Annotated in this window: 27 protein-coding genes; 6 read left to right on the forward strand and 21 right to left on the reverse strand. The window is 60.0% G+C overall.

Annotated features, from left to right (window positions below; translation table 11 throughout):
• Positions 1 to 156 precede the first annotated feature (156 nt).
• From WJU18_RS15405 to WJU18_RS15460, 12 genes are all read right to left on the reverse strand, one after another.
• Positions 157 to 465: a type IV pilus assembly protein FimV gene (locus WJU18_RS15405; RefSeq protein WP_423460874.1), complete on the reverse strand. Its 309-nt coding sequence runs from the start codon at positions 463 to 465 to the stop codon at positions 157 to 159.
• 255 nt (positions 466 to 720) lie between these two features.
• The gene (gene asd, locus WJU18_RS15410) at positions 721 to 1,851 is read right to left on the reverse strand and encodes an aspartate-semialdehyde dehydrogenase (RefSeq protein ID WP_423461010.1); all 1,131 of its coding nucleotides are present in this window, start codon (positions 1,849 to 1,851) and stop codon (positions 721 to 723) included.
• A gap of 274 nt (positions 1,852 to 2,125) precedes the next feature.
• Complete coding sequence (locus WJU18_RS15415; RefSeq protein ID WP_423460875.1) at positions 2,126 to 2,836, reverse strand: haloacid dehalogenase type II; 711 nt, start codon at positions 2,834 to 2,836, stop codon at positions 2,126 to 2,128.
• Positions 2,837 to 2,844: 8 nt separating this feature from the next.
• Positions 2,845 to 4,653: a DNA ligase D gene (gene ligD / locus WJU18_RS15420; RefSeq protein ID WP_423460876.1), complete on the reverse strand. Its 1,809-nt coding sequence runs from the start codon at positions 4,651 to 4,653 to the stop codon at positions 2,845 to 2,847.
• Complete coding sequence (locus tag WJU18_RS15425) at positions 4,650 to 5,423, reverse strand: DNA polymerase ligase N-terminal domain-containing protein (protein ID WP_423460877.1); 774 nt, start codon at positions 5,421 to 5,423, stop codon at positions 4,650 to 4,652. The genes ligD and WJU18_RS15425 overlap by 4 nt, the downstream gene beginning before the upstream one ends.
• Positions 5,365 to 6,267: a Ku protein gene (locus WJU18_RS15430; protein WP_423460878.1), complete on the reverse strand. Its 903-nt coding sequence runs from the start codon at positions 6,265 to 6,267 to the stop codon at positions 5,365 to 5,367. Before WJU18_RS15430 ends, WJU18_RS15425 begins: the two co-directional genes overlap by 59 nt.
• A 134-nt stretch (positions 6,268 to 6,401) precedes the next feature.
• Complete coding sequence (leuB, locus tag WJU18_RS15435) at positions 6,402 to 7,472, reverse strand: 3-isopropylmalate dehydrogenase (protein ID WP_423460879.1); 1,071 nt, start codon at positions 7,470 to 7,472, stop codon at positions 6,402 to 6,404.
• A 36-nt stretch (positions 7,473 to 7,508) separates the two neighbouring features.
• Positions 7,509 to 8,156, reverse strand: a complete 648-nt coding sequence (gene leuD / locus WJU18_RS15440) for a 3-isopropylmalate dehydratase small subunit (protein WP_423460880.1) — start codon at positions 8,154 to 8,156, stop codon at positions 7,509 to 7,511.
• A gap of 162 nt (positions 8,157 to 8,318) precedes the next feature.
• Positions 8,319 to 8,507, reverse strand: coding sequence for an entericidin EcnAB (locus WJU18_RS15445; RefSeq protein WP_423460881.1), 189 nt, complete (start codon positions 8,505 to 8,507; stop codon positions 8,319 to 8,321).
• 69 nt (positions 8,508 to 8,576) lie between these two features.
• Entirely contained in the window at positions 8,577 to 10,031 is a 1,455-nt protein-coding gene (gene leuC, locus WJU18_RS15450; protein ID WP_423460882.1) for a 3-isopropylmalate dehydratase large subunit, read from the reverse strand.
• A gap of 29 nt (positions 10,032 to 10,060) precedes the next feature.
• A complete protein-coding gene (locus tag WJU18_RS15455) occupies positions 10,061 to 11,014 on the reverse strand; it encodes a LysR family transcriptional regulator (protein WP_423460883.1) in 954 nt (317 codons plus the stop codon).
• Positions 11,015 to 11,194: 180 nt separating this feature from the next.
• Entirely contained in the window at positions 11,195 to 12,055 is an 861-nt protein-coding gene (locus WJU18_RS15460) for a helix-turn-helix domain-containing protein (RefSeq protein WP_423460884.1), read from the reverse strand.
• A gap of 348 nt (positions 12,056 to 12,403) precedes the next feature.
• Between WJU18_RS15460 and WJU18_RS15465 the strand changes: the two genes are divergently transcribed.
• From WJU18_RS15465 to WJU18_RS15475, 3 genes are all read left to right on the forward strand, one after another.
• The gene (locus WJU18_RS15465; RefSeq protein ID WP_423460885.1) at positions 12,404 to 13,798 is read left to right on the forward strand and encodes an LssY C-terminal domain-containing protein; all 1,395 of its coding nucleotides are present in this window, start codon (positions 12,404 to 12,406) and stop codon (positions 13,796 to 13,798) included.
• A 405-nt stretch (positions 13,799 to 14,203) separates the two neighbouring features.
• The gene (locus tag WJU18_RS15470; RefSeq protein WP_423460886.1) at positions 14,204 to 14,719 is read left to right on the forward strand and encodes a DUF3011 domain-containing protein; all 516 of its coding nucleotides are present in this window, start codon (positions 14,204 to 14,206) and stop codon (positions 14,717 to 14,719) included.
• A complete protein-coding gene (locus WJU18_RS15475; RefSeq protein WP_423460887.1) occupies positions 14,719 to 15,159 on the forward strand; it encodes a lysozyme inhibitor LprI family protein in 441 nt (146 codons plus the stop codon). Before WJU18_RS15470 ends, WJU18_RS15475 begins: the two co-directional genes overlap by 1 nt.
• A gap of 6 nt (positions 15,160 to 15,165) precedes the next feature.
• On the opposite strand, the gene WJU18_RS15480 is transcribed toward WJU18_RS15475, so the two are convergent.
• On the reverse strand, positions 15,166 to 15,441 hold the full coding sequence (locus WJU18_RS15480; RefSeq protein ID WP_423460888.1) for a hypothetical protein: 276 nt from the start codon (positions 15,439 to 15,441) through the stop codon (positions 15,166 to 15,168).
• Positions 15,435 to 16,148, reverse strand: a complete 714-nt coding sequence (locus WJU18_RS15485; protein WP_423460889.1) for a 5'-methylthioadenosine/S-adenosylhomocysteine nucleosidase — start codon at positions 16,146 to 16,148, stop codon at positions 15,435 to 15,437. The genes WJU18_RS15480 and WJU18_RS15485 overlap by 7 nt, the downstream gene beginning before the upstream one ends.
• 102 nt (positions 16,149 to 16,250) lie before the next feature.
• Here WJU18_RS15485 and WJU18_RS15490 point away from each other — a divergent pair, with 102 nt between their 5' ends.
• Complete coding sequence (locus tag WJU18_RS15490) at positions 16,251 to 17,972, forward strand: ClcB-like voltage-gated chloride channel protein (protein ID WP_423460890.1); 1,722 nt, start codon at positions 16,251 to 16,253, stop codon at positions 17,970 to 17,972.
• A gap of 222 nt (positions 17,973 to 18,194) precedes the next feature.
• Here the strand turns inward: WJU18_RS15490 and gltA are convergent, their stop codons facing one another.
• The 7 genes from gltA to WJU18_RS15525 all read right to left on the reverse strand — a co-directional run bounded on the left by gltA (position 18,195) and on the right by WJU18_RS15525 (position 24,234).
• Complete coding sequence (gene gltA, locus WJU18_RS15495; RefSeq protein ID WP_423460891.1) at positions 18,195 to 19,490, reverse strand: citrate synthase; 1,296 nt, start codon at positions 19,488 to 19,490, stop codon at positions 18,195 to 18,197.
• Positions 19,491 to 19,559: 69 nt separating this feature from the next.
• Complete coding sequence (locus WJU18_RS15500; protein ID WP_423460892.1) at positions 19,560 to 19,823, reverse strand: succinate dehydrogenase assembly factor 2; 264 nt, start codon at positions 19,821 to 19,823, stop codon at positions 19,560 to 19,562.
• 13 nt (positions 19,824 to 19,836) lie between these two features.
• The gene (locus WJU18_RS15505; protein WP_423460893.1) at positions 19,837 to 20,541 is read right to left on the reverse strand and encodes a succinate dehydrogenase iron-sulfur subunit; all 705 of its coding nucleotides are present in this window, start codon (positions 20,539 to 20,541) and stop codon (positions 19,837 to 19,839) included.
• A 32-nt stretch (positions 20,542 to 20,573) separates the two neighbouring features.
• Positions 20,574 to 22,379 carry a succinate dehydrogenase flavoprotein subunit gene (sdhA, locus tag WJU18_RS15510; protein WP_423460894.1) on the reverse strand — a complete coding sequence of 602 codons (1,806 nt, stop codon included), beginning with the start codon at positions 22,377 to 22,379 and terminating at the stop codon, positions 20,574 to 20,576.
• A 56-nt stretch (positions 22,380 to 22,435) separates the two neighbouring features.
• Positions 22,436 to 22,801, reverse strand: a complete 366-nt coding sequence (sdhD, locus tag WJU18_RS15515) for a succinate dehydrogenase, hydrophobic membrane anchor protein (RefSeq protein ID WP_423460895.1) — start codon at positions 22,799 to 22,801, stop codon at positions 22,436 to 22,438.
• 17 nt (positions 22,802 to 22,818) lie between these two features.
• Positions 22,819 to 23,250: a succinate dehydrogenase, cytochrome b556 subunit gene (sdhC, locus tag WJU18_RS15520; protein ID WP_423460896.1), complete on the reverse strand. Its 432-nt coding sequence runs from the start codon at positions 23,248 to 23,250 to the stop codon at positions 22,819 to 22,821.
• Between the two features lie 174 nt (positions 23,251 to 23,424).
• Positions 23,425 to 24,234: a GntR family transcriptional regulator gene (locus WJU18_RS15525; protein ID WP_423460897.1), complete on the reverse strand. Its 810-nt coding sequence runs from the start codon at positions 24,232 to 24,234 to the stop codon at positions 23,425 to 23,427.
• Positions 24,235 to 24,419: 185 nt separating this feature from the next.
• Between WJU18_RS15525 and WJU18_RS15530 the strand changes: the two genes are divergently transcribed.
• Positions 24,420 to 25,409, forward strand: a complete 990-nt coding sequence (locus tag WJU18_RS15530; protein ID WP_423460898.1) for a malate dehydrogenase — start codon at positions 24,420 to 24,422, stop codon at positions 25,407 to 25,409.
• A 102-nt stretch (positions 25,410 to 25,511) separates the two neighbouring features.
• Positions 25,512 to 26,483, forward strand: coding sequence for an HpcH/HpaI aldolase/citrate lyase family protein (locus WJU18_RS15535; RefSeq protein WP_423460899.1), 972 nt, complete (start codon positions 25,512 to 25,514; stop codon positions 26,481 to 26,483).
• Positions 26,484 to 26,625: the final 142 nt, after the last annotated feature.

Here is a 26,625-nt window from a genome sequence, read left to right on the forward strand (position 1 = left end):
ACGGCGCGCCCAGGGGATCCACCAGCATGGTGTAGTCGCGCACCATGCGGCCGGTGGCCCAGTTGGCCTCGATCACCACGCCCAGGAGCGGTTCGTTGATCGGGCGGTCGGTCTGCAGCCGCAGGTAGGCTTGGCCGTTGGGGCGGCGCTCCAGCGTCAGGCGGGAGCCCGCCAGGGCGGGGTGTACTCGACGCCCGCCGCGCGGAAGGCTTGCGGAGAAGCCAGGCTGGCCTTGAACGAGGACGCTTCTTCAGACGAGATCTGCGGCACCTCGATCTCGGCGCGCAGAGGCTCGCCGAGGGCCGATCGCACCGTGATGGCGCCAAGCGCCAGCGCCTGAGCATCCAGGCTGGCACCCATGGCCACCAGCGCCGCAGCCGAGGCCAGAATGGCTTTCTTCCAGTTCGGGGCCATCGTTCCCGCCACCTCCGCTCCGCAGTGGACTGCGCCAGTGTTTTTCTTCATAGATCAATAGACATGCCAAGCCCCGCGACAAGGAGGCGCTAAATCGACATTAACATCAACGAATTAGCCTGACAAGCTAGAGAGCCTGTTTATGAAGGGCAGGCCGGTGGCGAGCGGGCTTGTGTACTTTGGATAACTGGCTGCAGCGCGAGCCTTATCGACGAAAACACCCCTGGGAGCGGGCTCGCAGGGGTGTTTTCATCGAATGCCGGATGTTGCCTGGCCGCAACGAGTGAATTCGCTGCGGCGGAGGCGTCAAGCATCCAGCAGAATCCGCAGCATGCGGCGCAGGGGCTCGGCCGCGCCCCACAGGAGCTGGTCGCCGATGGTGAACGCGCCGACATACTCCGGGCCCATGGTCAGCTTGCGGATACGTCCGACCGGGATGGTCATGGTGCCTGTTACCGCCACGGGGGTCAGGTCGGCCAGGGTGGCTTCCTTGTTGTTGGGCACTACTTTCACCCAGTCGTTGTCGGCGGCGATCATGGCTTCGATATCGGCCACCGGCACATCTTTCTTCAGCTTGAAGGTCAGCGCCTGGCTGTGGCAGCGCATGGCGCCCACGCGCACGCAAAAGCCGTCGATCGGGACAGACGGCGTGCCGAAGCCTTCGCCCATGCCCATGATCTTGTTGGTTTCAGCCATGCCTTTCCACTCTTCGCGGGAATAGCCATCGCCCAGATCCTTGTCGATCCAGGGAATGAGCGAGCCACCCAGAGGAACCAGGAAATTGGCGGTTTCATCCGCGCTGAGGTTCCGCTGGCGGGCGATCACCTGGCGGTCGATCTCGAGGATGGCGCTCTTGGGGTCATCCAGCAGGGGCTTCACTTCGGAGTAGAGCGTGCCGTACTGCGTGAGCAACTCGCGCATATGCTGCGCGCCGCCGCCGCTGGCAGCCTGGTAGGTCTGTGTGCTCATCCACTCCACGAGGCCGGCCTTGTAGAGTGCGCCCACACCCATCAGCATGCAGCTGACGGTGCAGTTGCCGCCGATCCAGTCGGTGCCGCCCTTGGCCAATGCGTCCTTGATCACGGGCATGTTCACGGGATCCAGCACGATGACGGCATCGTCTTTCATGCGCAGCGTACTGGCGGCATCGATCCAGTGGCCTTTCCAGCCCTCGGCGCGCAGCTTGGGGAACACCTCGGACGTGTAGTCGCCGCCCTGGCAGGTAATGATGATGTCGCACTTCTTCAGCGCTGCGATATCGTGCGCGTTCTTGAGTGTCTTCTCATTCTTGGCCATGGCCGGAGCGGGGCCGCCGGCATTGCTGGTGGAGAAAAAGATGGGTTCGATCAGTTCGAAGTCTTTTTCGGCCTGCATGCGGTCTATGAGGACCGAGCCGACCATGCCGCGCCAGCCGACCAGGCCGACAGTGTTTCCGATTTTCATTTTCTTTCGCGCCTTTCAAACAAGATGATCTGTCTGACCTGCCCGGCTCGTCTGGCTCCGGGAGGGGGCGCACGACGAACCAGAGCTGGGTCAGCCCTTAATGGTGGTCGTGGTAATGGAGGATGCAATGAACGTGCACGCGTTCGGCGTAGAAGCCGAAGCGGTGAGATCGAGGCGATCATGCGCGTTCATGGTTCGCTCATTATATAGGACTTCCGCAAAATCCCATTGACGGCCCAGGAAAGGCGCTTAGAGCGTGTTCGCGCTCTTATTCCGAGAGTTGCCGGGCCAGATCCAGGAAATCGCGAGCGTGCAAGGTGTTGGCCGGATCGGGCGAAACGTCCTTTGGCTTTCTGGCGCCGAACTCGAGCGGCCGCTCGACATAAGCGGTCTGCAGCCCGCAAGCGCGTGCTGCTGCCAGATCGTCGTGGTGGGCGGCCACCAGCATGACATCGGAGGGGGCCAGATCGAACACTTCGGCCGCGCCGCGATACACCGCCGGATCGGGTTTGTAGGCGCGGAACACTTCGGCGGACAGGATGCAATCCCAAGGCAGGCCTGCGTGTTTGGCCATGTCCGTCAAAAGGCCGATATTGCCGTTGGAGAGCGTGCAGATAGTGTGGCGGCGCTTGAGCAGCATGAGGCCCTCCACGGCATCCGGCCAGGGGGCCAGACGGTGCCAGACGCGATTGAGTTCACGGCGTTCGATCTGAGGCATGTCCTGAAGGCCGAAACAGGGCAGGATATCGTCAAGAATCAGGCGGTGCAGATCGTCGATCTTCGTCCACCCCAACTCGCCGGACATCACCCGTGCCATGGCCGGCCGGTAACCCTCGCGCCAGGCGGTTGCGAAGGCATCGCCGTCCACGTCGGGGAAAAGGTGCGCCATTTCGGCAACAATGGAGCCGTGCCAGTCAACGACGGTACCGAAGACATCGAAGACGAGGACGCTGGGCGGGTTGGTGAGCAAGGCGGGCATGATGCCCGCTATTTTGCGGCATTCAGCTGGCGCCTGGCCGATCCAATAGGTTGCGCGGCCTTCGCGTAGTCCTTCCATGGCGTGTTGCCCACACGCAGGCGCGACTCGATGTTGCCCAGATGCCAATGCGCGCCACTGGTGACTTCTTCCAGCTCGCTCCATGCGATAGGCACGGAAACTCCCATGCCAGGCCGGGCACGAGCCGACCAGGCTGATACCGTGGTCGCGCCACGGCCATTGCGCAGGTAGTCGACATAGATTTTGCCGATGCGGTTCTTCGGGCCGGACAATGCCACGAAGCGATCCGGAATAAGCCGCGCCAAGTGTTCGGTCAGCATCTTGCTGAACGCCTTGACCGTATCCCAGCCGTACAGCCGCTTGATCGGCACGACCACATGCAGCCCTTTGCCGCCGCTGGTCTTCAGAAACGGCACCAATCCCAATTCTGTGAGCAGGGTATGGACGAGTTGAGCCGCTTCCTGCACTTGAGGCCATGCCACCCCCTTGCCCGGGTCGAGATCGAGCGTGAACCGGTCGGGCCGTTCAATCTTGTCGCGGGTAGCGTTCCAGGTGTGAAACTCCAGGCTGTTCATCTGCACGGCGCCTAGCAACCCGCTGGCATGACTGATTTCGAGCAGGCCGGCATGACCGGGATCAAGCCGCATATCCAGTGTCTTGACACCTGGCAGTTGAATGCTTTCCATGTGCTTCTGGAAGAAGGTCTCTTTTCCAATGCCTTCCGGTGCACGCAACAGCGCCACAGGCCGCCAGGCCAAGTGCGGCAGGATCAGCGGTGCGACGGTGGCGTAGTAGCGCGCCACATCGAGTTTGGTGACCCCTGTACTGGCATCGACCACGCGTTCAGGGTGGGTGATGTTCTGGCCGGCGACCGCCGGAACGGCCTTGGCGGGGGTGGGGGGCGTTTTTTGATTCATGGCGGCTCCTGTCGCAGGCACCTCCGGAAGTGTGATCTCCGAAGGGGGCTTGTCCTCGCGCAAACCCAGATACACCGGCTGCCTCAAGCGGCCTTGGGGTGTGACGCCCGCGTGAGCGATCTGGACCGCCAGTTCAGGGTTGACCCAGTGCACCAGGCCCGCTACGTGTTCATCCTGAGCAAGCGGACTGCGGTCGATACGCAAGGGCATGAGGCGCTTTTTCAGCATGGCGAGCACGGTACTGCTGAAACCCGAGCCGACGTTGCCCGCATGGCGCAAGGCGCCATGGGCGTCATGCCCCGCCAGGACCAGCGCCCCGATATCTCCGCTTGCCGACCGAGCGCCCTGACCTGGCGTGAAACCCGCAATCAGCAATTCATCACTTTGGCGCGTTTTCAGCTTGATCCAGGCATTTGAGCGTCCGCTGTGATAAGGCGCCTGCCGTTGTTTGCCGATGATCCCTTCCATGCCCATCCGGGCCGCGCTTTTCAGCAGGCTGCGCGGATCGGCATCGAACGACTGGGACAGGCGCAGCATGGGGCTGGAAATATCTGCCAGCAGTTCGCTCAGCCGTGCGCGCCTTAGCGCAAGGGGTTCGCTGCGCCAGTCGACGCCGTCCAGATAAAGGAGATCGAAGAGATACAGCACCAACGCGTCCGCCCTGTGGCTATCGAAGGAGGCTTGTAGTGCCGCGAAGTCCGGCAGGCCATTGGCGTCAGGGTGGACCACCTCGCCGTCGAGCCAGGCGTTTTTCAGTGGCAGGGCAGAGAGCGTGCGGGCAAGCGCCGGCATGCGCGCCGTCCAGTCAAGGCCGCTGCGTGTGAAAAGCTGAGCGCGGCCGTCAGCAATCCGCGGCAGCAGGCGATAGCCATCGAATTTCAACTCCCACAGCCAATCACCGGGGCTTGCAGGCAGGGCGTCGGCGAGGGTAGCGAGTTGCGGGGCGATGAGCTCGGGCTGTGGTTTGCTTTTGCGCAGGGACGACGGAGGAAGAGGCGCAGGGGGGCTTCAAGGGGCAGTCCGGCGCTGACGGAGTCAGGAAGTGCCTCGGTCACGCTGAATTCGCCCACCGGGCGTGCAGCATCATCCTTCTCCTTGATCAGAAGCCAATGGGCCTTGGCTTGCGTGCCTTTCAGCCGTACCAAAGCCCAGTTTCCCCGCAGCTTGAGGCCGTGCAGCTGGAACTTGAAATTCCCGGCCTTCAGGCCTTTGCGAGGTTCATGTCCGGGCAAGGGCGACCAGATGCCCCGGTCCCAGATGATGACTCGCCCGCCACCATACTGGCCCGCCGGAATCTGCCCTTCGAAATCGTTGTACTCGACAGGATGATCCTCCACCTCTACCGCCAATCGCTTGTCGCGTGGATCCAGACTGGGGCCTTTGGGAACAGCCCAGCTCTTCATGGTGCCATCCACTTCCAGCCGAAAATCGTAGTGAAGGCGGCTTGCCCAGTGCTTCTGGACAACATAGCGATACTGGGAGATGGGGCCGTGGCCCTTGCCGGAAGGCTCCGGAGTCCGAGTGAAGTCGCGCCTGGCCTGATAGCGGGACAGCGCGGAGGCGTGTTTCTGTTTCTGAGTGCGCGGGGCAGCTTCAGGCGCGTTTGCGGGGGCGTGTCTTGCCGCGGGCTGGCTTGGCCGCCTTGTCGCCATCGTGATCTCCCGCGCCTTGCAGGCTGCGTTTGAGTAATTCGGTCAAATCGATGATTTCCGCACCAGTTGTTGTCTTGGTGCGGGGCTCCAGTTTTTCGACGCTTTCCACCTCGCCTGCAGTGGCTTTCTGGTGCACGAGGCGCATGATCTCGTCTTTGAAGGAGTCGCGAAAGGCATCGGCTTTCCAAGGCGCGGACATTTCCTCGATCAGCTTCTCGGCCATCTTCAGTTCCCCCTCCTTGATGCCCGCGGCTTTCACCCCTGCCGGCGGCAATTTGAGTTCTTCCCAGGATCTGATCTCCGATCCCCAACGCAGCAGGTTCAAGACAAGCGCTTGTCCGGAGGGCACCAGGACGGCCAGATGCTGCTTTGAAGAAATCACGACCCGCGCGACACCTACGCGCCCGGTTCTCAGCAAGGCCTCACGCAGGAGCGCATAGACTTTTTCGCCGCGGTTGATGGGGGCGACGTAGTAGGGCCGCTCCAGATAGACGAACGGGATCTCGCTGGCTTCTATGAACGACTCTATCTCGACCGTTTGAGTGGCTTTCGGAAATGCTGCCTTGATCTCCTCGGGTGTCAGCACCACGTAGTGCCCGTCTTCGATTTCGACACCCTTGACAATGTCCGAGGCTGCAATTTCCTTGCCTGTTTTCTTGTTGATGCGCTTGTAGCCCACCGGCTCCATGGTGCGGCGGTCAAGCCAGTCGAAATCGACCCCCTGGCTGGAGGTGGCGGTATAGAGTGCAACCGGAATGTGCACCAAACCGAAGCTGATGGCGCCTTTCCACAGTACCCGGGCGCTGGTTCGGGCAGGTTGTTCCTCGGGCGTGTCGTCGGCCATGGCGGCTCCTGGCGATTGCTTGACACAACCTAGGATAGGCGCGAATCAGCGCCTTGGCTGTAGGACAGCACGCATCGGGCGTGAGGGTAGGGCAAGGCCGGTTTCAAACCTGCCCTTGCCCCCTTGGGCAGACGTCAGCCGAGCGCCTTCACCACCGCGTCGCCCATCTCGCGCGTACCGACCTTGGTCGTACCTTCACTGTAGATGTCGGCTGTGCGGAGACCTTGTGCCAGCACTTTCTTGACGGCGGCTTCGATACGATCCGCCGCTTCGGGCTGGTTGAGGGAAAAACGCAGCATCATGGCGGCACTGAGAATAGTCGCTAGCGGGTTGGCCACGCCTTTGCCCGCGATATCGGGGGCGCTGCCGTGGCTGGGCTCGTACAGGCCCTGCTTCTTGTCGTTCAGGCTGGCCGAGGGCAGCATGCCGATCGAACCGGTGAGCATGGACGCCTCGTCGCTCAGGATATCGCCGAACATGTTGCCGGTGACCACCACGTCGAACCGCTTCGGTTCCTTGACGAGTTGCATGGCGGCGTTGTCGACATACATGTGATCGAGCGCCACGTCGGTGTAGTCCTTGTGGACTTCGGTCACCACGTCTTTCCACAGCTGGAAGGTTTCCAGCACGTTGGCCTTGTCAACGCTGGTCACGCGCTTGTTCCGCTTGCGTGCGGCTTCGAATGCCACACGTGCAATGCGCTCGATTTCAGGCCGGGTGTAGCGCATGGTGTCGAAAGCTTCTTCGGCGCCAGGGAAGTGCCCATCAGGGGCCGTGCGGCGTCCGCGCGGCTGGCCGAAGTAGATATCGCCCGTCAGCTCGCGGATGATGAGGATGTCCAGGCCGGCCACGAGCTCGGGCTTGAGGCTGCTGGCGTGCGTGAGCTGTTCGTAGCAGATCGCGGGACGGAAGTTGGCGAACAAGCCCAGGTGCTTGCGCAGTCCCAGAATGGCTTGCTCGGGCCGCAGCGGGCGATCCAGCTTGTCGTATTTCCAGTCGCCTACGGCGCCGAACAAAATAGCGTCCGCCTGTGTCGCCAGCTTGAGCGTGCTCTCCGGCAGCGGGTGGCCGTGCGCGTCGTAGGCAGCGCCACCCACGGGGGCCTCTTCCATCTCGAATTTCAGGTCGAGGTTCTTGAGGACCTTGACGGCTTCGGTCACGATCTCTGTACCGATGCCATCACCGGGAAGAATTGCAATTTTCATGGTTGTTGAGTGAGTTTCAAGTCGGCGCGGATTTTCTTATGCCACAGCCTTGGCCAGCCAGGGCTTGGTGGCCAGCCGCTCAGCTTCGAAAGACTTGATCTTGTCTTGCTGGCGCAGTGTGAGACCGATGTCGTCCAGGCCGTTGAGCAGGCAGTACTTGCGGAAGGGCTGCACATCGAAAGCGAGCGCGCTGCCGTCGGGTTTGATGACTGCCTGGGATTCCAGGTCGATGGTCAGTTCGTAGCCCGGGAAGGCCATGACTTCGTCGAACAGGGTGGACACGACGTTCTCTGGCAACACGATCGGCAGCAGGCCGTTCTTGAAGCAGTTGTTGAAAAAGATGTCGGCAAAACTCGGCGCGATGACGCTGCGGAACCCGTATTGCTCCAGGGCCCAGGGAGCATGTTCACGGCTGGAGCCGCAGCCGAAGTTCTTGCGTGCCAGCAGAACGCTTGCGCCCTGGTAGCGCGGCTGGTTCAACACGAAATCAGGGTTGGGCTTGCGCACGGCCGGATCCTGGCCGGGCTCGCCTTTATCCAGGTAACGCCATTCATCGAAGAGGTTGGGGCCGAAGCCGGTTTTCTTGATGGATTTGAGAAACTGCTTGGGAATGATGGCGTCGGTATCGACGTTCTCGCGGTCCATCGGGGCGGCCAAGCCCTTGTGTACGGTAAATTTTTCCACGGTAGAGTAGGGTAAGAAGTTAGGAGATAGTGCGTATCGGTCGATAGCCCAGAAACCGCGAGAGAGAAGGTGCCTGATCTCCCTCGAAAATCCTCGGCGGGTGACCGAGAGCTTTTCGAGGCAGGTGCGCTGGTCATGCAACCAGCATCAAGAGGGCGGCGTTTACTGGCCGACTTTCTTGACCTTCTCGCCCGCGGTATTCAAGCCTTCACCTGCTTTGTCCAGGCCAGTGCCTACGGCATGCGTCACGGTACCGCCGACTTCCTTGGCATCCTGCTTGGCACCACTCCAGGTGTTGCAACCGGCCAGGGCGAAGGCTGCGATAAGGGCTAGAGCGAGAGTCTGTTTCATGGAAAGCTCCTTTCAGTCGAATCGATAAGTAGGGACGACTAGCTTAGCAAGTTGTTGGCGTATGTAACGTCAGGAAAAACGCCGAACATCCACAAAGTGCCCGTGCACCGCGGCCGCGGCGGCCATGGCCGGGCTGACCAGGTGGGTACGGCCGCCGGCGCCTTGCCGGCCTTCGAAGTTCCGGTTGCTGGTGCTGGCGCAGCGCTCGCCTGGCTCGAGCCGGTCGGCATTCATGGCCAGGCACATGCTGCAACCCGGTTCGCGCCACTCGAAGCCCGCGGCGATGAATATCTTGTCCAGGCCTTCGGCCTCGGCTTGCGCCTTCACCAGCCCCGAGCCCGGCACCACCAGAGCCTGTTTCACGTTGCGGGCCACTTTCTGGCCGAGCCGCTTGACGACAGCAGCGGCTTCGCGCATGTCCTCGATCCGGCTATTCGTGCACGAGCCGATGAAGACCTTGTCGATATGGATGTCTTCCATCGCCTTGTTGGGCTCCAGGCCCATGTAGGTGAGCGCGCGTTCGATCGCGCCGCGCTTGCCGGAGTCTTTTTCCTTCTCGGGATCCGGCACGCGGGCATCGACTCCCAGCACCATCTCAGGGCTGGTACCCCAGGTCACCTGCGGCACGATGGCGGAGGCGTCGAGTTCCACCACGGTATCGAAGTGTGCGCCAGGGTCGGAGTGCAGCGTTTTCCAGTAAGCCACGGCTTGGTCCCACTCGGGGCCGCCGACGAATTTGCCGGTGACCGAATCAGTACCGGGCGCCAGCAGGCGGCCTTTGACGTATTCGATGGTTTTCTCGTCCACGGCAACCATGCCGGCGCGGGCGCCGGCTTCGATCGCCATGTTGCACAAGGTCATGCGGCCTTCCATGGTCAGGGCGCGGATGGCGCTGCCGCCGAACTCGATGGTGTAGCCGGTGCCGCCAGCGGTACCGATCTTGCCGATGATGGCCAGCGCGATGTCCTTGGCGGTCACGCCGGGTTTCAGCGTTCCTTCCACCTTCACCAGCATGTTCTTGGCCTTCTTGGCCAGCAGCGTTTGCGTGGCCAGCACGTGCTCGACTTCGCTGGTGCCAATACCGTGCGCCAGTGCGCCGAACGCGCCGTGCGTGCTGGTATGGCTGTCGCCGCAGACCACGGTCATGCCGGGCAGCGTAGCGCCGTTCTCCGGGCCGATCACGTGCACGATGCCCTGGCGCTGATTCAGGAACGGGAAGTACGCCGCCGCACCGAAGGCCTTGATGTTGGCATCCAGCGTAGTGATCTGCTCCTTGCTGATGGGATCCTCGATACCATCGTAGCCGCGCTCCCAGCCCGTGGTGGGCGTGTTGTGGTCGGCCGTGGCCACGACAGAGCTGACGCGCCAGACCTTGCGGCCGGCCTGGCGCAGGCCTTCGAATGCCTGCGGACTGGTGACTTCGTGCACCAGGTGGCGGTCAATGTAGAGGATGGCAGTGCCATCTTCTTCGGTATGGACGGTGTGTTCGTCCCAGAGTTTGTCGTAGAGGGTGCGAGCAGTCATTTGGAGAGTTCTCGTGGGGAAATTGAATTTTATGCAGCTATGGCGGCAAGCGCAGGGGAGTCAGGGGTGCTGGAAAGGTGATCCACCAGCACCCGCGCGGTGATCGGCAGGCTGTCGAAATCACGTGCCACCAGATGGATCTGGCGCCTGGCCCAGTCATTGGTCAACGGCACGCTTCGCAGGTCGTCTGCACCATGTATGAGGCCGAAAGCCCTTTCGGGCATCACGCCCACGCCCAGGCCGTTGTGGATCATGCGGCACATGGCATCGAGGCTGGTCACGCGTATGCGCAGCCGGATGGAACGCCCGGCGTCGCCGGCGGCCTGGTGCATGGCCAGGTAAAGCGATGAATTGGCGTGCAAGCCGACGTGATCGAAATCCAGCGTTTCCATGAAGTCGATGCTTTCCCGCCCGGACAGCGGATGCCCGTTCGGAACGATCAGAGCCAGATGGTCTTCGCGGTACGGGCGCGTCTGCAGAACACCGCCATTTGGGTTGAGCATGCTGGCATTGCATATGCCCAGATCAGCGGCGCCTTCCTGTACCGCGCGCACGACCTCGCTGGAGAGATGCTCCTCCAGATCGATCTTGACCTGCGGATGCAGACGGGAAAACGCCCCCAGGTCTTCGGGCAGAAACTGTACGATGGCTGAAATACTGGCGTGCATCCGGACGTGGCCGCGTACGCCATCGGCGTATTCGGAAAGCTCACCTTGCATTTTTTCCAGGCTGAACAGCACGCTGCGCGCATGGTGGAGCAGGTTTTCTCCGGCCGGAGTGAGATCAACGCCGCGTGTATGGCGATAAAGCAGGGTAGTGCCGAGCGCTTCTTCCAGATCGGCCAGCCGCTTGCTGATGGCCGATGCGGCGATGAATTCGCGTTCCGCCGCGCGCCCGATGCTGCCCAGTTCGCACACAGCCACGAAAAGCTGGAGCGAGGTAAGGTCAATGCGGCGGACGAAGCTGCGTTCGGTGGGTTTCATACTGATAGTCTTCTCGTCTGGAGATGACTTTAGGGTATTTTCCCACCTATCGATGGGGCTGGCCATCGTCGTTGGAGATGTATGTCTTGTCGGACTGCGGGCAGGTAGAAGAGGTCGGCACGCCCAGAAGTAGGGCAAAACCAGACGGAACCCGCGGTCCAGCTGAGCTGCATGCCGTACCTAAAGCGATTTCCTTGACGCTTTTCTCAACTGTGAAGGGGTGGCGCCCCACACCCTTTTTATTGATGTGGCCATATGGGCGTTGCTCGCAAATCCGGCAGTCTTCGCAATTTCATTGAGCGGCGCGTCCGTTTGAGAGATGAGATCTCTGGCGGCGGAAAGCCTTGCCTTCAGGATATATTGATGCGGTGTATCCCCAGACTTTTCTCTGAAAGCCCTCAGGAAGTGGCTTGGAGATAGCAAGGTAATTTCAGCCAATTTCTCAATGGTTAGTTTTTGGCCAAGATGAGCATGGATGTAATCACTGATCATCGACCATGCATGAGGAGATAGGCCACCTCCTTTAATTTTACTGGGCTTCTTTTTTAGGCTGGAATGAGATCTCAGCACATGAAGTCCAAACAGCGTCAATAAAGCATCCAGTCCTTCTCCGTATCCGATTTCTTGATGAAGAAGTTCTTCTTTCATCTGTTGAGCCAGAAGCAGAGCTTTTTTGTCTACTACGCCAATTTTCAATTGATGCAGCTCAAAAAGATCATTTTCGTGCTCAAGCTTTGCAATGGCTGCTAATCGGGTTGACGAGAGCCCAATTATCAAGGTTTCCTTTGTGCTTGACCAACTCGAAAAAAGATCTGAATTCTGAGGAAATATCTCGAAAGAACCTGCCGGAGAAAAGTTTGTGTGTCTTTGATCTGAGTTCAGGGCTCGCGTTCGATGGGGCAGGGCGGAGAAAAAAGCGAGAAAATAATGAGCATTGGTGACGCAGTTTATGGAGTTCGGCCCAGTGTGGGTGTGTGCCGCTCCGGCACCAGGAGCCTCATGCTTTTCTCCCCAATTTTCCGGTATCCAAGATAGCATCATTGTTGCAATTTATTTTATTTATCAAAAGATGATACAAAATAACGAAATTCAATTGATAGATGAGGTTAAGCGGTTTGTAATTTTCAAGAGAAAAAATCAAAAAAGCAAATGATCAAAAAAATGATTGCTATTTGAAAATAAGCAAGATTTTGCAAGTTGTCCATGACATGATATAGCCTGCATATTACTGGTTTTGTAGTAGCAGGGATGATCGCCGAGCTCCATTCCGAAGCATACGTAGGTCTCTGGTTTTAATGCATGATGGAGCAAGGTGTTGCCGTGGCTGCGCTCCGCCACAGAGACCGCGCTGGCCGCTGCACAAGTCATCTCCTAATAACCCTCTTGTCCATGAGTCAGTTGATCGTTCCCGGTGTCCGCTTTGCCTCCTGCCTGGCAAGAGGTATAACCGCTTCGCGTCCTGTGCAAGCCACATTCCTTGCTTTACTCGCTGCCTTGCTTTCGGCCTGCGCTGGACTGAACGGGCGTCCGGCAGGCGCATCGGCCGCACCTTCCATGGATCGGGGCCAGGCGGAAAGCAGCTATCTGGACCGGGCGGGCCGGCAGGCGATGACACGCAGCCAGGTGACCGTCAGCGTCGCGGCCCTGCGCGATGAAGAAAGCGCCGCCAGCTTCGGGCTTCCCATGGCCGAACATGGCGTCCAGCCGGTCTGGATCAAGATCGAGAACCGCACCATGCATCCATATTGGTTCATGCCTGCATTCATGGACCGTGATTTCTATTCTGCCCGCGAAGCCGCATACCTCTTTCACTCGGGTTCCGGCAGCTCGTCGGCGGAGCAGATCGAGCGCCAGTTGACTGAGCGGCAGGTTAAAGTGCATGTGGCGCCGGGACAAACCGTGAGCGGCTTCGTCTACACCAACCTGACGCGTGGCATCAAGCTGATCAATGTTGAGCTTCTGGGCGGACGCCATGTGCTGCGATTCGACTTTGCCAGAGAGCAGCCCAGCGGCGGTTTTGACTACCAAACGGTCGACGCGGAGAAGCTTTATCCGCTGCAACGCCGTGTCCAGGTCGGGTTGAATTCACTTGGATCCGAACTTCTGAAACTCCCTTGCTGCACCACCAACGCGCAAGGCAGTGAGCAGGGCGATCCACTCAATCTGGTGATGGTCGGCTCAGAACACGATGTGCTGGTGGCGCTGGTCCGGGCAGGGTGGGATTTCACTGAAACGATCAATGCATCCAGTGTCAGCCGGATGATCAGCGCGTTCACCTTTGGCGGCACCTACAGGAACTCGCCGGTCAGTGCCCTGCATTTCGACGGACGACCGCAGGATTTCGCCATGCAGCGGGCGCGGGCGAGCATTTCGCAGCGCAACCATCTGCGCCTTTGGCTGACACCGCTTCAAGTGAACAGCGCTCCTGTATGGATAGGGCAGATCAGCCGCGATATCGGCGTGAAAGTCACTACCCGTTCTCCAACGTTTACTACGCATGTGATTGATCCCGACGTGGACGAATCGCGCGACTACCTTCTGCAGGACATGCTGATGACCAGCAATGTAGCGCGCTGGGGCTACGGTGCTGGTGTAGGCGAGGCCAGCCAAGACAAGCCGCGGGTCAATCTGGCCGATGACCCCTATTTCACCGATGGCCGGCGATTGGTGATTTTTGTGGCGCAAAGTCCTCGTGCCATGCAGGATGCCGAGTTCTTTCAATGGTATCCGGATGGCTGCGATTCAGCCAATTCTCTTGATACTCAACCCCATTGTCCAAAATGAGGAATGAGCAGGTTTTGCCATTCAAATTCTATTGGTTTTGATCGTAAATAAAATATCCGGAGGTATTTTAATGTTGTTGACTAAATCAAGATATTTTGCTCTTTTAATGAGTGTGCTATCTGTCTGCACACTTATTTCAGGGTGCAGTTCGCTTGATCAGATGGAGGCTGAAAATTATCGCAACAAGTGCGAATCGCTGGGAATCAAGAGCGGTAGTCCATCATTCGATAGTTGCATTCTCCAGCAGCAAGCCTTGGAAGAGCAAAGTATCCAACGTTCGATGGATCGGGCTGCGCGCGCGAAGCATTAAAAAATAATCATCAATCCATAAATTCCCTGGGACTTCTTGGGGTTTCTTGAATTGTGAATGAACCAGAAAATATTTTTCAATAGAAAGAGGAGTTTATGCGAGCCGTCATCGTCGCCACGACATGGATGATCGGATCAGCCGGATTGATTCCGGCTGCTTCAGCGCAAGAGGTTATCGAGTGCCGCTCGACAAATTACCAGTACAATGAGTGTTATGCGGGCGGTTTGTCTCGCCCGCAGCTGATCCATCAGATTTCCAGCAGCTCTTGTATTCTCAACCGGACTTGGGGTTATAACTCCCGAACCGGATATATCTGGGTAGGAGAGGGCTGCGCCGGCACTTTCGCTGACGTGGGGGGCTACCACCACGGCCGCGGCGATACGTACGATTCTGGCGCACGTCACTATGACAGCCGGGGCCATGATGCGGGTCTTGTCGTTGGCGGGGCCGTGCTGGGTGCGGTGCTCGGTGCTGTGTTTTCGGGTGGCGACAGCGAAGAGCGAAAATCTCGTCCCAGCAGCTACGATGGTTGCCACGGCAGCGGCTGTCTGGTCACAGATCCCGATGATGGTCCGCCGGAGCCTGCCAATGGTCAATCGGAGTTCAACTGATGCGTCGCTATTGTTTCAAGCTTTTGTTGACTGTGCTGTCTGCCTCATTGCCTTGGGCTGTACTGGCGGCCGACGATCCTTGCTTCGAAAAGGCGCAGACCCAGGCGCAGTTGAACGAATGTGCTTTCAACTCCTGGAAACGGGCAGATGTCGAGCTGAATCACCTCTACCAACAAATGGGCGATCGTTTGCATAGCGACCAGAAGGCCCGCCAGTTGCTGGTAGATACCCAGCGGAAGTGGCTCAGCTTCCGGGACGCGGAGTGTGCTTTTCAGACCATGCGTTCTGCGGGAGGCAGTATTCAGCCGATGCTCGAGCGCAGTTGCTTGGCGGATCTCACCCGGGTCCGTATCACGGATTTCCAGAACCAGTTGGCCTGTGCCAAGGCGGCAGGTGAGCAGGGCGCCAGCGATTGCGCCATACCGCCAGGTAGCAAGTAGGCCGGGTTAGCGCCAGCGTTCCAGAAAAGCCATCAGCACGCGCGCTGAGTTTTCGGCGGCGATATTCAGGAAGGTGTTCATCTCGTTGGCGCCTGGTCCGCCGCCCGCCAGATCACTGACAGAGCGAAATGCCAGAAAGGGCACTCGGTTGGCCTGCGCGACCATGGCACAGGCGGCACTTTCCATGTCGACCACGTTTGCCTGGAACACTTCAGCCAAGTGTTTGCGGTATTGCGCGTTGTCGACGAACGCGGTACCCGACAGGCCTGTGCCGCCTACCACCAAGCGCGGCTGCTCGCGCAGGCAGACCTTGTCCTGGTCGCAGGGTTGCAGGGTGACATCCTGCACCCCCGGGCCAACGCCAGCAACCCAGGGTCTGCCGGGAACCAGAATTGCGGTTCCGGCCGGGAACGGACTTCTGACACTACCCGCACCGCGCGATGGAGCAGCATCCCGAAACCGGGCACCTGCATGGTTTCCTTGTCGGCAGGCCTCTCGTAAGTGCCTGGCGCGGTTTCACGGGCCATCAGGACCTCAAGATGTTGCCCCCAGCGTTCGGGCACGTTGACATCGCCAATGCGCAATTCGGGGTTCACGCCGCCCGCGATGCCGCTGAATAGGATGTGCGAAACATTGAACCGATCCAGCGCCAATTGGGTGTTCATCGTGGCATTGACCATGCTGATGCCGCTAAGAAACAAAAGCACCGGATGCCCTTGCAAACTGCCGGTAGTGAAAGTGACGCCATTCACCTGATATTGGCGTGGCTCACGCACGGCTTTGTGCAGAAGAACCAGTTCGGGCGCAAAAGCCGAGATGACTGCAATGCGGGGAGTGGACTCCAGCCGCATGCCGGAAGGTGAACTGGCCGAAGGCGCTTCGGGAACCGCCGGCTCCGCTTGCGCGGTAAGTCCTAACACCAGTCCAGTCAAGCCAAGCATCCATACACCTAGCGTGCCCCGCAAGCCGCGTGCCCACACTGCCTTCATGATGATCCCTTCCTTATTCTTCTGGAAACGAGAACCATAATCGCATAAAAAGCTGCCAGAGCGTGACGTCCAGCGAGCGAAGCTGGTATCTTTGCTGGTGCCATGACTGCCCTCGTCATACGACTGCGCGAACTGCTGCAGCGCTTTTTCCATCTGTCCGACTGGCAAGCCACTTTGTTCTGGGCCGCCGTCGTGGGAGTGGTGGGTGCCCTGGCCACCGAAGCGTTCCGATGGACGCTGCATGCGGTGGAAACCTTCCTCTTTGGCCATGGCGGGGGTCTTGTCGCCATTGCCCGCGGCTTGCCCTGGTACTGGCGCATTGCGGTTCCCACCATGGGCGGGCTCATCGCCGGCGGCTTGCTGGTACTGGCCCAGAGGGTCTCGGTGAAGAAGGCGACTTCCGACTACATGGAAGCCATCGTGGTAGGCGACGGCCGTATTCCAATGGCGCAGACCCTGGCTCGCAGCGGCTCCTCGCTGGTGAGCATCGCCAGCGGCGCCTCCATAGGCCGCGAGGGATCGATGGTGCAGCTTGCAGCGCTGGGGGCTTCGATCGTGGGCCGGTTACTGCGCTTTCCGGTCGAGCGGTTGCGCCTACTGGTCGCCTGCGGTGCCGCAGCGGGTATCACCGCTGCTTACAACGCGCCAATCGCGGGGGCTTTCTTCGTGGCAGAGATCGTGCTGGGTTCCATTGCCATGGAGATCGTGGGGCCGTTGCTGCTGTCAGCGGTGGTGGCCAACATCGTCATGCGTGAGTTTCCCGGTTACCAGCCAGTCTACGAGATGCCGCCGTTTCCGCCCATTTTCGGTGTGGAGGTGGTGTTGTTCGCGCTCATGGGCATCCTGATCGGGCTTGCTGCCGCTTTCTTCCTGCGCGGGCTCCAGGCCAGCCGCAACCTTTTCACCCGGGTACCGGTGGCGCTGCCGCTGCGCCTGGCATTAGGCGGATTGGTCGTGGGTGTGATTTCTACCATGGTGCCCGAGGTCTGGGGTAACGGCTATAGCGTGGTGAACGGCAACTTGCGCGATACCGGGCCTTGGCTGGTGTTGCTGGGCCTGCTGGCGGCCAAAGGCGTGGCCACGCTGGCGACGGTGGGGTCGGGTGCAGTCGGTGGAGTGTTCACGCCGGCGCTTTTCTTCGGCTGCATGATCGGGGCGCTTTTCGGCACCGGAATGCAGTCACTGTGGCCGCTGGGCACTTCGGCTCCGTTCGCCTACGCTATCGTCGGCATGGGCTCCTTTCTTGCAGCCATGACACAAGCGCCGCTCATGGCCATTCTGATGATCTTCGAGATGACGCTGAGCTACCAGGTCATGCTGCCGTTGATGGCCGCCTGCGTGACGGCTTACTTTGTTGTCCGCTCAGCCGACGTTGGCGCGATGTATGAGATCAGCGTGCGCCGCCGCAAGGAGAGTGACGCCCGCTTGCAACTGCGCAAGCTGCAGCTGCGCACCCTGGTGGAGCCGGCGATGACCACCGTGGGATTGGATGCAGAGCGCCCCGAGATGATGGATCTGTTCCACCGCTTTCCAGTCAAATACCTCTATGTGGTCGACAGCAGTAGCCACTACCTGGGTGTCGTATCGCTCAAGTCCTTGAGCGGGGGCAGTCTTGAAAGCACAGATGCTCGGCACGCGGCGGACTTCCTTTCACAGGAAGTCAGTCCTGTCACCTCCGGCATGGACTTGGCGGAGGCACTCCGGCGTTTCATGGAGCATCGCGGCGAACGCTTGCCGCTGGTCGAAAGCACCATCGATCCGGTGCTCCTGGGCGTGGTGAGCAAAAGTGCACTGCTTCAAACGTACTTCAAACTGAGCGCTTGAATTTGCTGCGGGATTTGGTTGAGGCTATTGATGCCTCCTGACTTATACCCACGCCCTGTGGGCGGAGTTGTGGAAAATGATTGGAATAACTCCTGCAGCCCGCACGGGGCCTGGTTTTGGACAAAACGCTTAAGTTTTAAGCAAAGTGTTTGAACAGTTCGCATCCACATGCCTCGCGCCAAAAAAAACCGCCCGAAGGCGGTTTTTCTGTGTGCAGCCTGATCAGGCCACGTCGCGGCGGGCAGAGCCCGTGTAGAGTTGGCGGGGACGGCCGATCTTGTAGTCGGCGTCGCTGATCATCTCGTTGAGCTGTGCAATCCAGCCCACGGTGCGGGCCAGGGCAAAAATGCCGGTGAACAGTTTGACGGGGATGCCGATGGCGCGCTGAACGATGCCTGAGTAGAAGTCGACGTTCGGGTAGAGCTTGCGCTGCACGAAATAATCGTCTTCCAGTGCGATCTTCTCCAGCGACTTGGCGAGTGCGAACAGAGGATCGTTTTCCAGGCCCAGCTCGCTCAGGACTTCGTTGCAGGTTTCCTGCATCAGCTTGGCGCGCGGATCGTAGTTCTTGTACACGCGATGGCCGAAGCCCATCAGCTTGACGCCGGAGTTCTTGTCCTTGACCTTGGACACGAACTCACCCACCTTGGCCACGCCACCCATTTTCTGGATGTCTTCCAGCATGTTCAAGGCTGCTTCGTTGGCGCCGCCGTGGGCCGGGCCCCACAGGCAAGCCACGCCAGCGGCAATGGCTGCGAAGGGGTTGGTGCCCGAGCTGCCGCACAGACGGACCGTCGAAGTGGAGGCATTCTGCTCGTGGTCGGCATGCAGGATGAAAATGCGGTCCAGCGCTTTTTCCAGCACGGGGTTGACCTTGTACTCAGCGCAGGGCGTGCCGAACATCATGCGCAGGAAGTTGCCCGCGTAGGAGAGGTCGTTCTGCGGATACATGTAAGGCTGGCCCACGCCGTACTTGTACGCCATGGCGACCATGGTCGGCATTTTGGCGATCAGGCGGATCGCGGAAATGTCGCGGTGCTCAGGGTTATGGATGTCGGTGCTGTCGTGATAGAAGGCCGACATCGCACCCACCAGGCCCGTCAAGACGGCCATGGGGTGTGCATCGCGGCGGAAGCCGCGCAGGAAGAACTGCATCTGCTCGTGGACCATGGTGTGGTCCAGCACGAGCTTGTGGAAGTCATCGCGCTGGGAGGCATCCGGCAGTTCCCCCTTGAGCAGCAGGTAACAGGTGTCGAGATAGTCGCACTTCTCGGCCAGTTGCTCGATAGGGTAGCCGCGATAAAGCAGTTCACCCTTGTCGCCATCGATGTAGGTGATGGTCGATTCGCAAGCCGACGTGGACATGAAGCCCGGGTCGTAGGTGAACATGCCGGTCTGGGCATACAGCTTGCGGATGTCAACGACGTCGGGTCCGATAGTACCCTGGTAAACCGGAAGTTCTACTCCGGGGCTGCCGTTTGAGAACGACAGGGTGGCTTTGTTGTCGGCAAGTTTCATCGATCAATTCCTGATGAGTTGGCGGTTGAAATCCATTGGAAGCGCAGCAGTTCGGGCCTGGGCCCTGATTCAGTGCCGCATCAGTTGCAGCATTTCGCGCACTTCCGGCGTATCGAGGTCGTCTTTGGGCTCGGTGCGGCGCAGCAGAAGATCTAGTAGATCGTTATCAGATAGATCCATCAGCTGCGTCAGGCCGCGCGCCTGTGCAGGTGTTACGCATGACTGGTGGCGTTCGAAGAACTTCTCGATGAAGAGGTCGTTCTCCAGCAAACCACGGCGGCAGCGCCAGCGCAGCTTGCTCAGCGCGCGTTCATCGATGCACTCGGCACTCATCCTCAGGCGGGCCTCAAGCGGCGCGACGAACCATCAATTCCTTGATCTTACCAATGGCCTTGGTCGGGTTCAGCCCTTTGGGGCAAACGTCAACACAGTTCATGATGGTATGGCAACGGAACAGACGGTAGGGGTCGTCGAGGTTGTCAAGGCGTTCGTTGGTGGCGTTGTCGCGGCTGTCGGCAATGAACCGATAGGCTTGGAGCAGGCCGGCCGGGCCAACGAACTTGTCGGGGTTCCACCAGAAGCTGGGGCAGGAAGTGGAGCAGCTGGCGCACAGAATGCACTCGTAGAGGCCGTTCAGTTCTTCGCGCTCTTCAGGCGACTGCAGGCGCTCTTTTTCGGGAGCGATCGAGTCGTTGATGAGGTAGGGTTTGATCGAATCGTACTGCTTGAAGAACTGCGTCATGTCTACGATCAGATCGCGCACCACGGGCAAGCCGGGCAGGGGCTTCAGCACGATCGGGTCTTTCAGCGTGCGCAGGTTGGTCAGGCAGGCCAGGCCGTTCTTGCCATTGATGTTCATCGCATCCGAACCGCACACGCCTTCACGGCAGGAGCGGCGGAAAGCCAGCGAAGGATCCTGCTCCTTGAGCTTGATCAGGGCATCCAGCAGCATGCGCTCATGGCCTTCGAGTTCGATCTCGATGGTCTGCATGTAGGGCTTGGCGTCCTTGTCGGGATCGTAGCGGTAGATCTTGAAAGTGCGTTTTTGCATCGTGTTGTCCTTGTGATCTTCGCTTTTATTACTTAGAACGTGCGCACCTTGGGCGGCACCGATTCCACCGTGAGTGGCTGCATGCGCACGGGCTTGTAGGTCAGGCTGTTGTCGGCCGAGTGCCACAGCGTGTGCTTCATCCAGTTGGCATCGTCACGGCCGAGCGGGGCAGTGGGGTGGTCGGCCGGGTGTTCGTAGTCGAGTACCGTGTGGGCGCCGCGGCATTCCTTGCGCGCGGCAGCCGACACCATGGTGGCCTGAGCGACTTCGATCAGGTTTTCGACTTCCAGCGCTTCGATGCGGGCAGTATTGAATACCTTGGAGGTGTCTTTCAGGCCGACATTCTTCGCGCGCTCGCGCAGAGCGCCGATCTTGGCCACACCTTCATCCATGCTCGCCTGGGTACGGAATACGCCGGCGTGCGCCTGCATGGCGCTGCGGATGTCGTTGGCTACGCTCTGGGCATATTCGCCATTGGGTGAACTGTCGAGGCGGTTGAGGCGTTCGAGCGAGGCTTCGGCAGTGTCCGCAGGCAGCGGCTTGTGCGAAGTGGTCTTGCTGAATTCGATGATGTGGTTGCCGGCAGCCTTGCCGAACACCAGAAGATCGAGCAAAGAGTTGGTGCCCAAGCGGTTGGCGCCGTGCACGCTCACGCAGGAGCATTCGCCTACGGCGTAGAGGCCTTGCACCGGCACGTTGTGGTCGCTGCCGTTGGGCACGACTACCTGGCCGTTGATGTTGGTCGGAATACCGCCCATTTGGTAGTGGATGGTGGGCACCACCGGGATCGGCTCCTTGGTGATGTCGACGTTGGCGAAGTTAACGCCGATCTCATACACCGAGGGCAGGCGCTTGTGGATGGTTTCCGCGCCGAGGTGATCCAGCTTGAGCAGGATGTAGTCCTTGTTCGGACCGCAACCGCGGCCTTCCTTGATTTCCTGGTCCATCGAGCGGGACACGAAATCCCGCGGTGCCAGATCCTTCAGCGTAGGCGCGTAGCGCTCCATGAAGCGCTCACCATTGCTGTTCAGCAGAATGGCGCCTTCGCCCCGGCAGCCTTCGGTCAGCAGCACGCCCGCACCCGCCACGCCGGTAGGGTGGAACTGCCAGAATTCCATGTCTTGCAGGGGAATGCCCGAACGGGCCGCCATGCCCAGGCCGTCGCCGGTGTTGATGAAGGCGTTGGTGCTGGCGCCGAAAATCCGGCCGGCACCGCCAGTGGCCAGCATGACCGTCTTGGCGTGCAGCACATACAGCTCGCCCGTTTCCATCTCGAGAGCGGTCACGCCCACCACGTCGCCTTCGGCGTCGCGGACCAGGTCGAGCGCCATCCACTCGACGAAGAAGGTGGTCTTCGCTTGCACGTTCTGCTGGTAGAGCGTGTGCAGCATGGCGTGGCCTGTACGGTCGGCGGCGGCGCAGGCGCGCTGCACCGGCTTCTCGCCGTAGTTCGCGGTGTGGCCGCCGAAGGGGCGTTGGTAGATGGTGCCGTCAGGGTTACGGTCGAACGGCATGCCCATGTGCTCGAGGTCGTAGACGACTTTCGGTGCTTCGCGGCACATGAATTCGATGGCGTCCTGGTCACCGAGCCAGTCACTGCCCTTGATGGTGTCGTAGAAGTGATAGTGCCAGTTGTCTTCGCTCATGTTGCCGAGCGAGGCACCGACGCCACCCTGTGCGGCGACGGTGTGCGAGCGGGTCGGAAAGACCTTGGACAGTACGGCAACGTTCAGGCCGGCGCGCGCCAATTGCAGCGAGGCACGCATGCCGGAGCCGCCGGCGCCGACGATCACCACGTCGAACTTGCGAACGGTGATTTGGTCTTTGGTGTAACTCATGATCGTGGATTCAATTCTTGTGGGGTTTCAAGTGGTGCAGCGGTTGAGTGGATGGATCAGAGGCGCCACAGCACCTGCACAGCCCAGCCCGCGCAGCCCACCAGCCAGATGAGCGAAAGAGTGTCCAGCACCAGCTTCACGCCGACTGGCTTGACGTAATCCATCCAGATGTTGCGGATGCCCACCCAGGCGTGCCAGGCCAGCGCCACGATGACGGAGAACGTGAGAACCTTCATCCATTGGGATGCGAAGATGCCGGCCCATTTCTCGTAGCCCATGGGGCCTTTGTTGACCAGGACCTGGATCAGGACGATCAAAGTGAAGACGGCCATCAGCGCGCCCGTGAAGCGCTGGCTCAGCCAATCGCGCAAACCGTAATGAGCGCCCACCACGAGGCGCTTGGAACCGTAGTTCACAGCCATTTTCTGTTCCCTTCTTCTTAATACAAACCAAACAGCTTGGCACCCAGGATCACTGTGAGCGCGATGCTCAACACCAGGGTGGTGACCGCGGTGCTACGGCCGAATTCCTTGCTCAGCTTGTGCGTGGCATCCATGTAGAGGTGGCGCAGGCCGGCGATCAGGTGGTGCAGGTATGCCCAGATGAGCGCCAGTGCCACCAGTTTGATGAACCAGCCGGGAAAGATCCACAGCCCGGCGGTGAAGGCCGAGCTGAACTGGCCGAAGGAGATTTCCGATGACACTGACTTGTCGAACAACCAGATGATGAACGGCAGCAAGATGAACATCAGCGCACCACTGACCCGATGGAGGATCGACACGATGGCCGCGAGCGGCATTCGGTAGGTGGAGACATCCTGGAAGATGTTGATGTTGCGGAACTCGGGCCGCTTCTTGGCTACTTCGCTCATGGCAGTGCTTTCTTAAAATGTGTAACGACCAGGGTCGTTGTTCGCGGGCAATTCTGGGCAAACTCGTAAATTCTATTGCAACGCAGCAAGCGTGCGTCGAGATGGTGCGGTATTGTCTACAGAGGCGTTCAACTATGGTGCGCCAGGCAGGACGTGCCGCTGAGCAGCCCGAGTTCAGTTCAGCTTGTTCCTGTAGTGATGCGTATCGGTGCGATAAAGGCCGCGGCGCAATTCCATGGGCGCGTCGTTGTAGGTGTACGCGATGCGTTCCACGCTCAGCAGAGGCGTGCTTGGCGTGATGCCGAGTAGGGCGGCTTGCTCGGCATCAGGCAGCACGGCGCGGATTTTCTCGTCCGCGCGCACCATGCGCACGCCGAATTCGGCTTCGAACAGGGCGTACATCGGGCCGTGGTAATCGGCCAGGCGCTCCGCCGTCAGCCCTTTGAAGGGGCCGCCGGGCAGCCAAAGATCCTCGCAAATGGTGGGCACTCCCGAAAAACTGAGCACACGCCGCGCCTGCAGAACCGGGTCTCCGGTGCGCAGCGCCAGCGCCCGCGCGATCTCGGCGCTGGCGCGCAGCCGGCGGCATTCGACGATGTTGCGCTGGGCCGGCCCTTCGCTGTCGGTGGTGCCGTTGTCAGGCTCCAGGCGAAGAAAACGGTACTGCACGTGCTGCTCGGCATGTGTGGCCACGAAGGTGCCTCGGCCCTGGCGGCGGACCAGCAGGTTCTCGGCGGCGAGTTCGTCCACGGCTTTTCGCACCGTGCCTTGGCTGACCCGAAAACGGGCGGCCAGATCGAATTCGCTGGGAATGACTTCGCCCGGCCTCCATTCACCCTGCTGCAGGCTGCGCAGGATCAGGCTTTTGATCTGCTGATACAGCGGGCTGAAGGCTGGCGTGCCATTGCCCGCCAGCGCGTCGGAGGGGGGCGTTTGCTCGAAATCTGCGAGAGACGAGGAGATCGAAGGGGCGGTAGTAGCCATGAGAGGCAATCATATCTTATATAAGACACAAGACAAATTGACCTCTGAGGGTTTTCGAGGATACACTTGGGGGTTTCTTGCCATGCGCTGTCACGCCTAGCCCGCTCTGGTTCTCGCAGGTTTTCGCTTGTGCGAGGCGCATGGTCAACAGCTGTTTTCTCATCACCATCAACTGGAGTTTTTCCATGAGCAAGAAGCCTGTTCGTGTCGCCGTCACCGGCGCCGCCGGTCAAATTGGTTACGCCCTGCTGTTTCGCATCGCCTCCGGCGAAATGCTGGGCAAGGACCAACCGGTGATCCTGCAACTGCTCGAAATTCCCGACGAAAAAGCGCAGAAGGCCCTGAAGGGCGTCATGATGGAATTGGAAGACTGCGCCTTCCCGCTGCTGGCCGGCATGGAAGCGCACAGCGATCCGATGACCGCATTCAAGGACACCGACTACGCTCTGCTGGTCGGCGCCCGTCCCCGCGGCCCCGGCATGGAGCGCGCAGACCTGCTGGCTGCCAACGCGCAGATCTTCACCGCTCAAGGCAAGGCCCTCGATAAAGTGGCCAGCCGCAACGTCAAGGTGCTGGTAGTGGGCAACCCGGCCAACACCAATGCCTATATCGCCATGAAATCGGCTCCCAGCCTGCCGGCGAAGAACTTCACCGCCATGCTGCGCTTGGACCACAACCGCGCGCTGAGCCAAGTGGCTGCCAAGACCGGCAAACCTGTGGCCAGCATCAAGAAGCTGACCGTATGGGGCAACCACTCGCCCAGCATGTACGCCGACTACCGCTTCGCCACCATCGACGGCCAGAGCGTGAAAGACATGATCAATGACCAGGAATGGAACGCCAACGTGTTCCTGCCCACGGTGGGCAAGCGCGGTGCCGCCATCATTGACGCCCGCGGCCTGTCTTCCGCAGCTTCAGCCGCCAACGCCGCCATCGACCACATGCACGATTGGGCCCTGGGCACCAACGGCGAGTGGGTGACCATGGGTATTCCTTCGCAGGGCTGGTATGGCATTCCGCAAGATGTCATGTTCGGTTTCCCCGTGACTTGCGAGAACGGCGAATACAAGGTGGTCGAAGGCTTGCCGATCGACGCGTTCAGTCAAGAACGCATCAACCTCACGCTGGCCGAAATTGAAGGCGAGAAAGACGGCGTCAAGCACCTGCTCGGGTAAATCCTGGCGGTGACCTGACCGTTCCGCGTGGAATTCGCCAAGAACTCCACGCGGAGCTCCGCAAAGTAAAGTAAAGCAAAGCCGAAAGCTCAGCCATCCTCCATGCATCCTCGCGACATCCTTCTTGGTGCCCAGGCCGCCGCCAGCATGCTGCCGGTATGTGACCATTACAGCGGCGTCGAGTCGCGTATGCGCAAGAGCCTGCAGTTGCAGGCCGAGATGAGCGAGGAATTCAGTACCTGCGTGTTTGATGTCACGCTCGATTGCGAAGACGGCGCCCCGGTAGGCGGCGAGACTGAGCACGCCGCGCTGGTCACGGAGCTGGCGCTGTCGGCGCCTCCCGGTGCGCGCGTCGGTGTCCGCGTGCACCCGGTGGATCATCCCGCTTTCGCGGCCGATGTGGCGCAGATCGCCGGCAAGGCGGGCGCGCGGCTTTCGCACATCATGATTCCCAAGGTGGAGTCCGTGGATGATGTCGCCCTGGCTGAAAAAGCGCTTCTGTCAGCGCACCCGGCAGGCCTGCCATTGCATGTGTTGATCGAATCGCCGGCTGCCGTGCAGCGCGCTTTCGACATCGCGGCGCATCCGCGCGTGCAGTCTCTCAGCTTCGGTTTGATGGATTTCGTTTCAGCCCACGCCGGTGCGATTCCTGCCGAGGGGATGGGCATCAACGGCCAGTTCTCGCACCCATTGGTTTTACGTGCCAAGCTTGAGATTGCCTCCGCGGCTCATGCATTCGGCAAGGTTCCATCGCACTGCGTGGTGACCGAATTCAACGACACGGAGGCCATGCGAATGGCTGCCGGGCGCGCTGCCCGTGAGTTCGGCTACACCCGCATGTGGAGTATTCATCCCAGCCAGATCCGGCCCATTCTCGCGGCTTTCGCACCGGACGAGGCTCAAATCGAAACGGCTGCCGCGATCCTGCTGGCTGCTGCCCAGGCCGACTGGGCGCCCATCAGCTTCGCCAACGCCTTGCACGACCGAGCCAGCTACCGGCATTTCTGGTATGTGCTGGAGCGTGCCCATGCTACCGGCCGGGCGCTTCCTTCAGAAGTGGCGCGCTGGTTTTGAATGCGTTTTTTGACATGCGGATACGTCTCAATGCCATGTCATCATCGCGTTCTTTCTTTTTCCTGACGAAAGAGGCTTTCCCATGAAGTTGATCGCACTTGCCAGTCTCGCCCTTGCCTTGGCGTGGCCGCTAGGCGCCGCT

The organism is Ottowia sp. VDI28, from assembly GCF_049532675.1.
GTDB lineage: Bacteria > Pseudomonadota > Gammaproteobacteria > Burkholderiales > Burkholderiaceae_C > Ottowia.